Below are 13,206 nucleotides of genomic sequence, written 5' to 3'. Positions count from 1 at the left end.
TTCAAAACTCGTAACTCATAACTCATAACTCATACTAAGCTCTTGGGTGCGTCTTCTTGAAGGCTTCCCGCAGGCGTTCTGCGCTGACGTGGGTGTAGACTTGGGTGGTGGAAATATTTTCGTGGCCCAGCATTTCCTTGACGCTCATGATTTCTGCGCCGTTTTCCAGCAGGTGGGTGGCGAAACTATGGCGGAGTACGTGGGGGCTTGCCTTTCCTTCCCAGCCGATTTCCCGCAGGAGATTGTGGATGTCGTCCCGTAAAGTCCGGAGGCCGAAGGGCTTTCCGTCCCCGCTCAAGAACACAAGTCCTGTAGCTGTCATGGGGTGTCCCGCTTTTGTCTGCAACTGCCTGAATTCTTCAATGCGGTTCAGGAGTGCGTCTGTAACGGGGACGATTCGTTCCTTGTTGCCTTTACCAATCACTCGCACTAGGTGCTGGCTGGCCTGAATCTGGTTCCAGTGCAAGCTCTGGCATTCGGAAATTCGCAGGCCGGAACCATAAATCAGCTCCAGCAGAAGGCGAGCGCGGGCTTGCGGCAACGTGGGGTTCTCGATTTCGGGGAACTTCTCTTCGCCTAAGTCCTTCTGGCTCAAGAAGGATACCAACCTTTTGGGGCGCTTGGGCATGGGAACGTTTCCCGCGGGATTACTCTTCAGGACCAGGCTTCGTACCAGGTACTTGCCGAAACTTTTTAAGGCGGCCAGGTGTTCGCAAATGCTGGTGGGAGCAAGCTGCTGCTTGATTTTCAAGTCCCACACGAAGCCTTTTACGTTTGCTTCCGTAAAGCTTTCCAGCGGGGCGTTTTCATCTCCCAGATGTTCCATGAACTTCGTCAGGGACTTTCTGTAAGTATCTTCCGTACGTACGGAAAAACGACGTTGGGACGTCAAATACGTAAGAAATTGCTGGATATATTCTGAAAGAATCATTTTACAGGGCCATCCCCAGGTTTTAAAAACAAAAATAATCTATCTTGTTTGCCAAGATATGACATCTAGACTTTCCAGCGTTATTTTTTCTAGCGTACTGCTTGTTGTTGCCCATGCTTTTGCCTTGGACAGAGTGTCTGGTGCCAACGAAACTTTCAATATTGAACCGGGTGCACGTTCTGCGGCTCTTGGCTCTGCCACTATGGCAATTGACGGGGATTACCTGGGGCTTTTGTCCAATCCCTACCAGCTGGCCAACGTGAATTATGGCTGGGCTAGCCTGTCCCATACGGAATACTACGAAGATACTCGCTATGATTTCGCTTCCGGGGTTATGCCTCTGGGTGAAGGTCAGGGCCTGGGCGTGTCCTTCGGCCGCTATGGCGCAAATGACATTCCCTACATCAAGGAAGGGGAGCCTCTTCCCGAAGGCGATATCTATAACACGCTGTCCATTGCGGATTATGTATTCTCCGTTTCCTGGGGCCGCCGCCTGACGGACCGTATCGATTTGGGCGTTTCCTTCCACGGTATTTATCGTGATATGGACCAGAGTGGCTGGGGCTTCCGTGGTGACGCTGGCCTCCGTTACAAGGTCATTGAACGCCTTTATGTGTCCGGACTTCTGAAGGGGTGGACCTCTTCTGCCACCACCTGGGAATCTGGCGAGTTTGAATACACTTCTCCCGAAGTTTACCTGGCTGCCACTTATTCTGTTCCGGTACCCTACCTGTACGGTAAGCTAGCGTTTTATTGGCAAGGTGCGGGATTGTTCCACGAAGAATCCAGAGCAATGACTTTCGAGACGGATGAAGACGTGGGTGCCAGACTTTGGGAAGATCCTCTGGACTGGCTTTCCGGCGGTAAGGGCGGTATTGAATTCAATTTTGACTTCGGGCTCTCCCTTCGTGCGGGCTTGAGCAGCTTTACTACCTTCCAGAGCGTGACTGCAGGTGCAGGTCTTACCATTGCTAAGTTCCTGAAGATTGATTATGCATTCGAGTCTCATCCCACCCTTTCTCCCGTACATCGCGTTAGCGTAAGTATCAGTCCCTACTTGTTCTCCAACAAGCCCAAGGCTGGTACTCCCGAGGCTTACGTTCCCAAGCGCACTCGCCTGACGGAAGAACCGGAAGAAAATGATTCTATGGAGGAATCTGGGGTGGAAATCCAGGAAACGGAGTCAGTTCAGGAAATGGCTTCTGAATCGGATGCAAGTCAGGGGGTTGTTCTAGAAGAACCGGAAGAATCGGTAAATAAGCCGGTAATCATCGAGTCTGATGACGAGGTTTTGGAGTAAGTCCGTTTCGTTTGACCCTTTTTTAAGTTATATTTGACGTATGGCTGTTAAGAATTATAGAGAAGTTGGAATTTTTGACTTGTTGTGTGCCCCGTTGAATCCGATTGGGGCCTTTGATGCTGAACAATTCAAAAAGGATGTTCTAGAACTTCTCAGCGAAAAATCTGACGAAAAGTTCCTCGCCGTAGATCTTTCTGGCCTGGATTTCGTCTACAGCGACGCCTATAACGCCTTCATCCAGTTCCAGGAAGAAATGGAAAGCCGTGGCGGTCAGTTCGCTCTTCTTACCAGCAACAAGATTATTATCGATGGCCTCAAGAAAGCGGGCTTGGATAAGCGCTTCCAGATTCTCGCCTCCGAAGAAGACATGATGTCTTACTCTCTCCAGGTCCAGAATCCTTCCGAACAGCCTGCTGTAGCAGAGGAAGATGCTGCTCCTGTAGCCGCGGTTGCCTCTCAGAACGTTTCCATTCAGAACGAACCGACCCAAAGCGTCTCTTCTCAGAATGCCGCAGGTTCCCTGGAAGAAACCAGAATCGTTCCGCCCACATCTCGCCCCACCGGTAGTCACCGCAGATTTACCAAGAGCTTTAACGCAATCCCCAAGGAAGAGGATAAGCAGCAGAAGAAGGGCCTGGACGTCCCGTTCGACGAAGAACCTTCTTCGGCAAAAACGGTCATTGTGGTTGTTCTTCTCCTGTTGATTGCTGTAGGTGCAACGCTGGCCTTCTTCTACATCAAGTAATCGATGGCTGTTGAATTTAAGGAATATAAGGGCAAGCGTAAGCCCATTAATCCTCAACATAAGTTCCCTTTGCTTAGGCTGCTGATTGTTGCCATAGCCGCTTTTGCCGTATATTGGTCTGGTCTTCCTACTAAAATTGCCAATGCGCTTCCACTGCCGGGAAACGAACCTGAAGTGGTCGTAGAAACCTGGGATAGTCGCTGTGTAGCTACTGGCGGAACTCCCACCGCGGTTAACGACAGCCTGGGCCAGTGTCACTGGTTGTTGCAGGATCCTGATTCCCTGATTCTTCCGGACCCCTTCCTTCGTTATCTTTCCTCCATCAGGAAGGTCCAGTCTCCCGAAATTTTCTGGGTAGCCAAGGTCAAGGATTTTTCCAATCCTCTCGTTGTTCTTTTCCAGGATGCCCAAAGGGAATACTTCTATCATGTGATGAAACAGGATTCCAGCTATGTCTGGATCCGCAAGGGGAACTCTCCCAGTGATGGTTGCCGTTTCCCTGGGGTTTGTCCGCATATGCCTTTGGAATGGTCCGCCTTGGCTATTACCGAGGGCTTTGACTTTGAAGGCCAGGAATCCCTGATCGCTATGGATGTTTTCCGCGGTGCAGGGGAGGCTCCCATTTATGCTGTCCTGCCGGGTCGCGTTCTTGACCTGGGGAAGGATTCCCTGGGATACTTCGTGGAATTGGATCACGGAAATAATATCTCCAGCAAGACTTCCGGGATGGGACTTGGAAATGATTCCCTGAAGGTTGGGGATGTGGTTAAGGTGGACATGCCCATCGGCAGACTAGCCCCTATGGACAGCTCTGTATTCTATCTCTCCGTTCGGGAGAATGGTCACTTTGTCCGCTGGAAGGATTTTTATGCGGAAGCATATCCTTTTACCGACAAGGAGATTGCAGCCTTTGAAGGCGCACTCTCAAAGACCGTGGAAAGGAAGCCGTAAGATGTTTCAGAAAGTGATTGGATTTAGAATGGCTTTCGCGGCGGTTGCCTGCTTTATGCTGGCAACTCTGTTCCTTGGTTGCGAGAAAAGTTCCGATGGTCCACTTTCTGTTTCCGATGAAAACGCCAAGTTTGAAGGGAAAGGATTTTTTCTTTCTGCCAGTCTAGATTCTGGATCGACCATCCATCTTGCTGGGGATACCCTCTATCTCAATATGGGGAAAATCTGGTCCTTTTCCAATTGCGCTCTCCGCGATATTGAACTGAACTACACCCAGGAAGACTCCGTTCTGTGGATTGCTCCTGTAATTGATATTCAGTCCGATGGGGAAGACTGCGCTGCTCCCTATTACAGGCCGGACACGCTGTTGAAACTCAATCTGGAAAATCGTCTGAAGGATGAGGTTTCTCAAATCAAGATCAAGAACGATCAGGATTCCATCCTGGATTCCATTTTGGTGCGTCGAGGAAAGTTCCAGAGGGATACGTTTGAAATCTATCTGGACTCCATTTTTGCGGATGCCCATCTTTATCCTGTTCGGACAAGCGATAAAAGCGGTTCCGTAGAGAAGCCTACGGTTCTTCGCATGCTGGATTCTCTCACGCCTCGAGTGTTCTACTGGAAGACCATGGAATCCTCCTGCACCCATCGAGTGGATATGTGCAAGTCTGTGGTTCCCGATACGCTGTATCCCACCAGCTGGAACGTTAACGATACCACCTTAGTTCCTGTCCATTATGCCTGCGCCGATTCCGATTCTGTTTACTGCATCAATTCCAAGTGGGAGAATGATTCCACCGCTCTAGGTAAATTGCAGGAACGTCCGGATACCATTTGGCATTACAGCACTTACTACATGGAAAAGGTGGTGAAGTGTGGTACTTATAACGAATTCTCCGTCAGAAGCTATTCCATTGGTTCCAAGCTTCGTGTGGAACGTGAACTTTTAGTTCCTGCAGAAAATGAAAGTCATTGCGGACCCTCTTCAACAGAGGATTGGATTATTTATGATTTGTCCACCAACAAATTGGTGGTGGATACAGATTCTACCGTTCCCGTGGATACCATTTTTGCTCATTGGGAAAATGCGGAAGTGGCGCCGGAATCCTTGATTGTAAAGGAGTAGTCATGATTGAATATACCTACGCTGCGGAAATTGCTGAAGCAGATCGTGAAATCCTTCTGAACTCTCGAATTTATACGGAATGGCTTGCCGCCGCCGAAAAGAAGTTTAAGGTCTCCAAGGTTCATTTCGCTTCAGCAGATTTTTTGATGAAGGGCCGCCAGCCCTTGTTTATCAAGCTGCAGGCTACTGCAAATCTTCCCGATGGTCGTCCTGTTCACGGGATTGTTCTTGTTCGCGGTAACGCCGTAGGTATTCTGGTGGTGTTGCGCTGTGAAGGCAAGCCTTACTTACTGCTGGTGCGCCAGCCCCGCTTTGCCATTACGGAACAGTCTTCTCTGGAAATTCCCGCAGGTATTCTGGACTGGACCGGAGACTACCGCAAGGTGGCTCTTTCTGAACTGGAAGAAGAAGCCCAGATCAAGGCTGAAGATTCTGAACTGATCGACTTGATGGACTTCTGGTATAACGGTTCCACTCCGGGCTTTGCCGCAAGCTGTGGCTTGCTGGATGAACGCATCCGTCTTTACGCCATTGAACGTGAGGTGACTCCCGAACAGCTGAAGGCCATGGATGGTAAGGACCAGCAGTACACCGAAGAAATCGAATGGATTCGTACGGAAGTTCTTCCTTACGAAGAAGCGGGACACCAGTTTGTCGATGGAAAGAACTTGATTGCCATGTTCCTCTATGAACGCTGGCTCAAGGCTCAGGGACGTTCCCTCTAAAAAGAAAAGGGGACTGTTTAGCCCCAGATGTTGTTGACGGTAAGGCCGACGAAAAAGACGGCCAGGTATCCATACCAGATTCCCGTCAGGACGTAGTTTAATCCTCTCTTATAGGCCTTGGGCTCGTTCTTGTTCTTTTCGCGGATGGCAAGAACATTCTTGCGGCAGAAGTAGGCGCAGGCAGCGAGACCGATTAAAGTTGCGAGAATTAGAAGTACGTATGTCATATCGACCCATAAGATAACTATTTTTCGCTCCATGGAAAACTTGTTTGCGTCACAAAAGCGGTTTAAGGATGTTTTTAGGATCCTCTCTACGGTATTTGCCTTCTGGGGAGTTCATGCCATCCTCCGAGTGTTGCTGCTTTTCAGGAATAATCCTTACGGCATTCCCTTTGTGTCCAAGCCGGACTGGTACATTTTCCATGCCATCTGCATTGACTTTATCTGGCTTGTGGAAATGGCCCTGCCCTTTGTTCTCCTGGCTTTTTTGCTTTCGCCGGATTCAAAGGCCCGCAGGTTCTTAAGTCCTGTATTTACGACCCTTCAGGGAATCCTACTTCCCTTTACCTTGCTGGACCATGAATTCTGCAGATTCCTGGGAACCCACTTTTCCATATCCCTGTTGGACACTTACAAGGATGCATCCTCCATCACCATGCTGTTTGACTACGTGGCGGCGGACCAGTCCGTACCTTACCTGCAGTGGTTCGTACTTTTGACCATGGTGCCTGCGGCTATATTCTTGGGGAAGTTTATTCTGAGCCGCTTTAAGAAATGCAATTATAGAGGCTCCCTTTTGAAGGCCGTCCTGATTGGCTGTCTTGTATTTTTTGGCGCCTCCGAATTATTCCTGAAGGTCATCTGGACGGGCGGAAACCGCATGCGTAAGCTGGAACCTGTGGTAAGCATTTTTACTCGCGATATCAAGAATATTATCGTGGGCGAGGGGGAGATGGACCCCACGTATTTGAAGGCGGCTACGGCAACCGCCCGCAGAGTCTGGGCGGAAGTGGAAGGGGATAATGCCGATCAGTATGAATATCCCGACGAAAAATATCCGTTGTACCGCGTGCGGAAATCTTCGGCTGAAGATCCTTACCGAATTTATATTCCTGCCATTGTGGATTCTGCCAGTGGAGATACGATACGTCCTAACTTCCTGGTGATCTTTATGGAATCCCAGCGGGGTCTGGACGTTGGCTACATGGACAGCAAAGCTCGATTGGATGACTTCATGGGGCGTAAGGGTCGCCCCAGCGCAACACCTGTGCTAGATTCCCTTGCTCGAGCAGGTTCTGCCTGGACTAATTTTTTCGCCAGCGGAATACCTACGGTAGGAGGCGTTCTTTCTACTCACTTCGGTTTCCCGCCCCATCGTTTTAAATCTACGGCATCGGAATTGACTTATGTGGACGTTCCCAGCTTCGCGTCCATTTTGCGAGATGCGGGTTACAAGGCTCAGTTCTTTGCGGCTGCGGACCCTGCCTGGGATAATCTTTCCGTGTGGTTCCAGAAGTGGTACGACCGTACTCATTATGACCGTCAGTACGAAGACGATTCCACGTTCTTTGATGCTACTGCAGCCTTCATCAAGGATAGTCTTGCTCCCGTTGCTGCTAGCGAGAATAAACCTTTCATTGCTTCCATGATTACCCGTAGCAATCATTATCCTTTCAACCTTGTTCCGGGAATGCCTGATTCTGCAAAAGCTTTGCCTCAGGCGGAACGTATGCGCTGGACCATGCATTGGGCAGACGCCCAGCTGGGACGTTTTTTGAACAAAGTATCTAGTGAGCCCTGGTTCAAGAATACTTACGTGATTGTTCTTGGAGATCATGGTTTCCCTCAGGGGGAACATGGGGTTTCCGCCATCGGTAGCGATGCCTATTCCAATGTGACCAGGATTCCCCTTGTGATAAATGGTCCGGGTATTGAACCATTTTCTTTCTGGGCTTCGGCTAGCCAATCTGATGTGGCTCCCACCATCCTTTCTCTTGCTCGGGTCAATGGGCCTAATTCGTTCCTTGGTCATAACTTGTTCAGAATAGGTTTTGACAATCCCCCGGAAATGTTTGAGCCTGGTGATTTAGATCCATGGCATGGTTGTTTTGCTATTGGCGCTCACTCGGGAAAGGTGGCCATGAATGATTTTTTCTTCAGGGTCATCGGGGACGCTTCCGGTGAATCTTCCCCCATGCTTTTTTCTGGATTTGATTTTGAGGAATTGGAGGACTTGACTCAGAAGGATGATAGCTATGTTCGTGAACAGTTCGCCATGTCCCATAAAGAAATCCTTCAGAAGGCTTGGTCCATGAAGGCTTTGGCTGACACCTTGACCGCTTTGAATGACTGGATTCTCGTCCACAACAGGGTGAATCCCGTGAACAAATAGGATTTTTACCCTCTAAATGGTCTCAAAAATACTGGAGTGTGTTGCCCGCGCTCCTTTTTTTTTCTCTATTTGTACCCGGTTTAAGACTGTCCGTGGATATCGCTCCGCCAAGAACCTGGCTAGCGGCATCCGTTAGCGGACGGCAATTTTTATATAAGAGGTCTATTTGGCTAACGAAAAGTTGGATTCGCTGATTGCTCAGGCTTGCGAAGCTGTGGGCGTCACCTTGGTGGAACAGGACATGTTCCGCGCTGGAAAGCGTAAGACGCTCCGTCTCTACATCGACAAGCCCGAAGGTGTATCTATCGATGACTGCTCCGCCGTGAGCCGCCATTTGTCTGACGCCTTGGACCTGGATCCTGAAATTATTGAAGGGGCTTACACTCTGGAAGTGTCTTCCCCGGGGTTGGACCGCCCCCTGAAGTCGGTTGCCGATTTTACTCGCAATGTGGGTCGTTTTATTCGCGTGACCCGCAGCACCGGTAAGCCCGTGGTTGGTAAGCTGGTTAGTGCAGATGAAGAAAATTTGACGCTTACCGTAAAGGGCGCTAAGGAGGACACCGTTGTTCCTCGTGCTGAAGTGCTGGTAGCGAAAGTGGATGTACAAATCTAAAAGAAGGTCATGGTATGAAAAACGAACCGAAAGTTAATTTGCTCGAAGTGCTGAAGGGCGTTGTCGAAGCTAAGGATATGGAAGACTCCGCAGTGATCGACGCTCTCAAGGAAGCGCTGATTACCGCTGCTCGCAAGTACCTGCACATCGAAAAGAAGATCGAAGTTGATTTCGATATGGAATCCAACGAAGTCCACGTCTATCTGCGTGTGGCTGTCGTGGATGATTATCCGGATTACGATCTGAACATGACCGCTGACGAAGTGGAAGAACTGGACAAGGGTTACATGCTGGTTGATGAAGCTCGCGAATTCAACGAAGATGCTCAGCCCGGTGACCAGCTGGAAATGGAAATTCCTATTGCAGCATTCGGCCGTCAGGCAATCCAGACTGCAAAGCAGCTGCTGAACCAGCAGATCCGCGACGCAGAACGTCAGAAGATTATGGACACTTACCGCAGCCGTATCGGTTCTATGGTGAGCGGCGAAGTGATTCGTTTGGAACAACGTAACATTATCGTTCGCCTCGGCAAGACCGAAGCCATGATTCCGCCCCGTGAACAGATTAGCCGTGAACGTTGGGCTCAGGGCAACTCCATCAAGGCTGTGATTGCCCGCGTGGAAGAATCTTCCAAGAATGGCGCTCAGGTGATCCTGTCTCGTGCTAATGGCGACTTCCTCAAGGAACTGTTCCGTCAGGAAGTTCCCGAAATTTATGAAAACACCGTGGAAATCAAGGGCGTCGCTCGCGAACCCGGCTTCCGCGCTAAGATTGCCGTTTACTCTCGTGACGAAAAGATCGACCCCGTTGGCGCATGCGTCGGTATGAAGGGTGCTCGTGTTCAGACCATCGTCCGCGAACTGGGCAACGAACGTATTGATATCGTTCAGTGGAATCCGGATCTGGATGTGTTCATCCAGCGTGCTCTCGCTCCGGCAAATGTGGTGAAGCTCATGCACGTTCCCGAAACCCTGCGTACTGTTGTGATCATCAGCGACGAAAACCTGGCTCTTGCCATCGGTAAGAATGGCCAGAACGTGAAGCTTGCTGCTGAACTCGTTAAGCGCAACCTGGACGTCTTCGGTGAAAAGGAATGGTCCGAAAAGGATGACGAAGCCAAGGCTAAGGTGATGGCTCCCTCTGCAGCAGACCTCGGTCACGCTAACAACGCTCGTAGGGCTCACTAAGCAAAAGCGGTTTTAGACAAGGATATTGGAATAGGCTAATTCATGGCAATTGAAAATCAAATTAAACCTACAGATTGGGCTGAATCTCACGGCGTAAAAGTCGATTTGGTGATGAAGCTGCTTCGTGACGCCGGTGTGACCGTGCGTACCCACATGTCCAAGGTAGATGCCGCGGACTATGCTAAGATCGAAGCTGCTGCTGAAGCTGAACGTGCTAAGGCCGAAGCCCGCAACAAGAACCTGAAGAAGGCCCCTTCTGACCCTGCTCCTAGTGCGACAGCAAGCAAGGCAAAGGCAGCTCCCGCTGCTGGTGGCCGTACCTTGAAGGCTACCCTCATCAAGGGTGCTACTGTTACCGTCAAGAAGGGCGCCGCAAAGGCTGCCGCTGCTCCTGCCGCTCCGAAGGCTGAAACTCCTGTTGAAGCTCCTAAGGCTGAAGCACCTAAGGTTGAAGCTGTCAAGCCGGCTGCTCCCGCCAAGGTGGATGCTCCCGCAGCACCTAAGGCAGAAACTCCTGTCGCAGCACCCAAGGTTGAAGCTCCCGCAGTCGCTAAGGCTGAGGTTAAGCCTGCTGCTCCCAAGGCGGAAGCACCTAAGGCTGAAACTGTTAAGCCCGCAGCTCCTGCAGCTCCTAAGGCCGAAGCACCTGCTGCTTCCAAGGTTGAGGCTCCCGCTGTGGCTAAGGCTGAAGCTCCCGCTGCCAAGCCTGCAGCACCTGCTCCCAAGGCAGAAGCTCCCGCTGCTGCCAAGCCTGCCGCTCCTGCAGACACCGCACCGTCCATGGTTACTCCGGGCATGGAACTGAAACAGCCTCCCATGAAGGCTCAGGTCTTCAAGCCGGATGCAGCAATCCTTGCTCGAATCGAAAAGTCTCGTCAGATGGCTCAGCAGAACCGTGGCCCTCATCGTGGTCCCGGTGGCCCTCGCGGCAATGGTAACGCCCAGGGCTATACAGGCACTTTTGGCCGTCTGAACAATAATAACGGTCAGGATAACCGCAATGGCGGTAACCGCCGTCCGGGGCAGGGTGGTCCGGGTGGTGACCGTAACAACAATAATGGTGGTCGTACCTTTACCGGTCGCACTGGTGGCTTCACCGGTTCCTCCATGCAGGATGCATTCAACGCCAGCAACAACAACCAGGGCTTTGGTGGCCAGGGTGGTTTCGGCGGTGGTCAGAACGGCAAGGGCAACGGCAAGGGTGGCCAGCAGAATGGTCGTCATGGTCAGAACGACAAGAACCGTCGCAACAACAACGGTAAGGATCGCGACCAGCAGAAGGAACAACAGCAGGAAGCCGTACGTCAGAACGTTTCTCGCGTGATGGCTGACCTTTCCAAGAAGCCTGTGAAGAAGGTTTACCGTAAGGAAAAGTCCGAAGGCGAAACTGGTGACGAAAAGAAGATCCTGAAGACTTCTGACTTCATTACCGTCGGCGAACTTGCCGGCCTGATGGAACAGATGCCTGCTCGCGTTATTGCAAAGTGCATGGAAATGGGCATGATGGTGACCATCAATGCTCGCCTTGACTTTGAAACCATCCAGCTCCTGGCCGACGAATTCGGTTTCGAAGCCCAGCTGATGGAAGAATATGAAGAAGAAGCACTGGGTGTTGAAGAGGAACAGGAAGAAAACCTGCAGCCCCGTCATCCGGTGGTTACCGTTATGGGGCACGTTGACCACGGTAAGACTTCTCTGCTTGACTGGATTCGTAAGACTCACGTTGTGGCTGGCGAATCTGGCGGCATTACTCAGCATATTGGTGCATACGAAGTTACCACCAGCCAGGGTAAGGTTACCTTCCTGGATACCCCGGGCCATGAAGCATTCTCCGCAATGCGTGCTCGCGGTTCTCAGGTGACCGACGTTATCGTGCTGGTTGTGGCTGCTGACTCCATGGTCATGCCCCAGACTGTTGAATCCATCGAACTAGCCAAGCGCGAAAAGGTTCCGATGGTGGTTGCAATTACCAAGATTGACCTTCCCACTGCAAATCCGGACAAGATTCGTGCCCAGCTGGCCGAACGCGGCGTTGAAGTGGAACAGTGGGGTGGTAACACCAGCTGTATCGAAGTTTCTGCCCGTACCGGTCAGGGTATGGAAGAACTCCTGGAAACTCTGGCTCTCGAAGCCGAAGTTCTGGAACTGAAGGCTAATCCGGATGCTCACGCTCGTGGCGCCGTCGTTGAATCCAAGCTTGACGTGGGTAAGGGTTCCATGGCTACGATCCTCGTGCAGAACGGTACTCTCCATGTGGGTGACCCGTTCGTCTGCGGTATCTACGCAGGTCGTGTCCGTGCAATGTTTAATGAACGTGGCGAACAGCTTAAGGAAGTCCCGCCTTCCGCACCTTGCCAGGTCCTCGGTTTCGATGGTACCCCCCAGGCTGGTGACGATCTTATCGTGGTGGACGACGAAAAGGCTGCTCGTGAAATTGCTTCCAAGCGCCGTATGGCTGCTCGTGAACGCGATCTCCGCGCTCGTAAGACTGTCTCCCTTGAAAACACCTTCAATGAAAAGAAGGATGGTAAGCTCTCTGAACTCAACCTCATCGTCAAGGCTGACGTGGGTGGTTCTGCCGAAGCTCTTGCAGCTTCTCTGGAAAAGCTCACCAACAAGGAAGTTCGTGTGAACATCATCCGTAAGGGTGTGGGCACCATTACTGAATCTGATATCTTGCTGGCTACTACCGCTCAGGCTATCATCGTTTCCTTCCACTTGATGCCGTCTCTCGCAGTTCGTGAAATGGCCCAGAAGGAAGGCATCGAAATCCGCAACTACCGCGTGATTTATGACTGTATCGAAGATATCACCAACGCTGTGGAAGGCCTCCTGAAGCCTACTCTCCGCGAAGAACTCTGCGGCGAAGCAGAAATTCGTCAGGTGTTCAAGGTTCCCAAGGTTGGTCTCATCGCCGGCTGTATGGTTACCGACGGTACTGTGGACCGCGAAAGCCACGTCCGCGTATACCGCAATGGCGTAGAACTGGGTACCACCGTTGTTCAGTCCCTGAAGCGCGTGAAGGACGACGTGAAGTCCGTTGCTCGCGGCTTTGAATGCGGTATCGGCCTTAAGGGTTACGACGATATTAGGGAAGGCGATAGCTTGATCTTCTTCAAGGAAGTTTCTGTCGCACGTACCTTGAAGGACGTTGCCCGCGAAGAAGCCGAAGAAAAGGCAAAGAAGCAGTCCGAAGAATCTGCTTCCTAGGAATAAATAACCGCGCCGTGAACT

General features: G+C 51.2%; 11 protein-coding genes. 9 read left to right on the top strand and 2 right to left on the bottom strand.

Going from position 1 to position 13,206, the window contains the following annotated elements; genetic code table 11:
- Positions 1 to 34 precede the first annotated feature (34 nt).
- The gene (locus BUB59_RS10715; RefSeq protein ID WP_073229770.1) at positions 35 to 931 is read right to left on the bottom strand and encodes a tyrosine-type recombinase/integrase; all 897 of its coding nucleotides are present in this window, start codon (positions 929 to 931) and stop codon (positions 35 to 37) included.
- Positions 932 to 989: 58 nt separating this feature from the next.
- On the opposite strand from BUB59_RS10715, the gene BUB59_RS10710 reads away from it, so the two are divergent.
- Genes BUB59_RS10710 through BUB59_RS10690 form a run of 5 tightly spaced genes read left to right on the top strand, consistent with a single transcriptional unit; the run spans position 990 to position 5,778 of the window.
- Positions 990 to 2,231 (top strand): PorV/PorQ family protein, encoded by a 1,242-nt coding sequence (locus BUB59_RS10710; protein ID WP_073229767.1) that lies wholly within the window; start codon positions 990 to 992, stop codon positions 2,229 to 2,231.
- Positions 2,232 to 2,271: 40 nt separating this feature from the next.
- A complete protein-coding gene (locus BUB59_RS10705) occupies positions 2,272 to 2,976 on the top strand; it encodes an STAS domain-containing protein (protein ID WP_083540289.1) in 705 nt (234 codons plus the stop codon).
- A gap of 3 nt (positions 2,977 to 2,979) precedes the next feature.
- Positions 2,980 to 3,927, top strand: coding sequence for a M23 family metallopeptidase (locus BUB59_RS10700; protein WP_073229763.1), 948 nt, complete (start codon positions 2,980 to 2,982; stop codon positions 3,925 to 3,927).
- 1 nt (position 3,928) lies between these two features.
- Positions 3,929 to 5,053 carry a hypothetical protein gene (locus BUB59_RS10695; protein ID WP_073229761.1) on the top strand — a complete coding sequence of 375 codons (1,125 nt, stop codon included), beginning with the start codon at positions 3,929 to 3,931 and terminating at the stop codon, positions 5,051 to 5,053.
- A gap of 2 nt (positions 5,054 to 5,055) precedes the next feature.
- Positions 5,056 to 5,778 carry an NUDIX domain-containing protein gene (locus BUB59_RS10690; RefSeq protein WP_073229759.1) on the top strand — a complete coding sequence of 241 codons (723 nt, stop codon included), beginning with the start codon at positions 5,056 to 5,058 and terminating at the stop codon, positions 5,776 to 5,778.
- 17 nt (positions 5,779 to 5,795) lie between these two features.
- On the opposite strand, the gene BUB59_RS10685 is transcribed toward BUB59_RS10690, so the two are convergent.
- Positions 5,796 to 6,005 (bottom strand): hypothetical protein, encoded by a 210-nt coding sequence (locus tag BUB59_RS10685; RefSeq protein ID WP_073229757.1) that lies wholly within the window; start codon positions 6,003 to 6,005, stop codon positions 5,796 to 5,798.
- A 31-nt stretch (positions 6,006 to 6,036) separates the two neighbouring features.
- On the opposite strand from BUB59_RS10685, the gene BUB59_RS10680 reads away from it, so the two are divergent.
- The 4 genes from BUB59_RS10680 to infB all read left to right on the top strand — a co-directional run bounded on the left by BUB59_RS10680 (position 6,037) and on the right by infB (position 13,182).
- Positions 6,037 to 8,172 (top strand): LTA synthase family protein, encoded by a 2,136-nt coding sequence (locus tag BUB59_RS10680; RefSeq protein WP_073229755.1) that lies wholly within the window; start codon positions 6,037 to 6,039, stop codon positions 8,170 to 8,172.
- Between the two features lie 166 nt (positions 8,173 to 8,338).
- Positions 8,339 to 8,785, top strand: a complete 447-nt coding sequence (gene rimP, locus BUB59_RS10675; protein WP_073229753.1) for a ribosome maturation factor RimP — start codon at positions 8,339 to 8,341, stop codon at positions 8,783 to 8,785.
- Positions 8,786 to 8,799: 14 nt separating this feature from the next.
- Positions 8,800 to 9,972: a transcription termination factor NusA gene (nusA, locus tag BUB59_RS10670; RefSeq protein WP_073229750.1), complete on the top strand. Its 1,173-nt coding sequence runs from the start codon at positions 8,800 to 8,802 to the stop codon at positions 9,970 to 9,972.
- 42 nt (positions 9,973 to 10,014) lie between these two features.
- Entirely contained in the window at positions 10,015 to 13,182 is a 3,168-nt protein-coding gene (gene infB / locus BUB59_RS10665) for a translation initiation factor IF-2 (RefSeq protein WP_073229748.1), read from the top strand.
- The last annotated feature ends 24 nt before the right edge of the window (positions 13,183 to 13,206 follow it).

This window comes from Fibrobacter sp. UWEL (genome assembly GCF_900142535.1).
In the GTDB taxonomy this organism is placed as follows: Bacteria; Fibrobacterota; Fibrobacteria; order Fibrobacterales; family Fibrobacteraceae; genus Fibrobacter.
Note: the sequence above shows the minus strand (reverse complement) of the source record. Positions and strands in the feature narration are given on the sequence as shown.

Bases quoted from the DNA above. Each gene is read 5' to 3' on its own strand.
- BUB59_RS10680 (WP_073229755.1), top strand. From the start codon at position 6,037: ATGGAAAACTTGTTTGCGTCACAAAAGCGGTTTAAGGATGTTTTTAGG.
- BUB59_RS10700 (WP_073229763.1), top strand. From the start codon at position 2,980: ATGGCTGTTGAATTTAAGGAATATAAGGGCAAGCGTAAGCCCATTAAT.
- BUB59_RS10685 (WP_073229757.1), bottom strand. From the start codon at position 6,005: ATGACATACGTACTTCTAATTCTCGCAACTTTAATCGGTCTCGCTGCC.
- BUB59_RS10715 (WP_073229770.1), bottom strand. From the start codon at position 931: ATGATTCTTTCAGAATATATCCAGCAATTTCTTACGTATTTGACGTCC.
- BUB59_RS10705 (WP_083540289.1), top strand. From the start codon at position 2,272: ATGGCTGTTAAGAATTATAGAGAAGTTGGAATTTTTGACTTGTTGTGT.
- BUB59_RS10695 (WP_073229761.1), top strand. From the start codon at position 3,929: ATGTTTCAGAAAGTGATTGGATTTAGAATGGCTTTCGCGGCGGTTGCC.
- BUB59_RS10710 (WP_073229767.1), top strand. From the start codon at position 990: ATGACATCTAGACTTTCCAGCGTTATTTTTTCTAGCGTACTGCTTGTT.
- infB (WP_073229748.1), top strand. From the start codon at position 10,015: ATGGCAATTGAAAATCAAATTAAACCTACAGATTGGGCTGAATCTCAC.
- BUB59_RS10690 (WP_073229759.1), top strand. From the start codon at position 5,056: ATGATTGAATATACCTACGCTGCGGAAATTGCTGAAGCAGATCGTGAA.
- nusA (WP_073229750.1), top strand. From the start codon at position 8,800: ATGAAAAACGAACCGAAAGTTAATTTGCTCGAAGTGCTGAAGGGCGTT.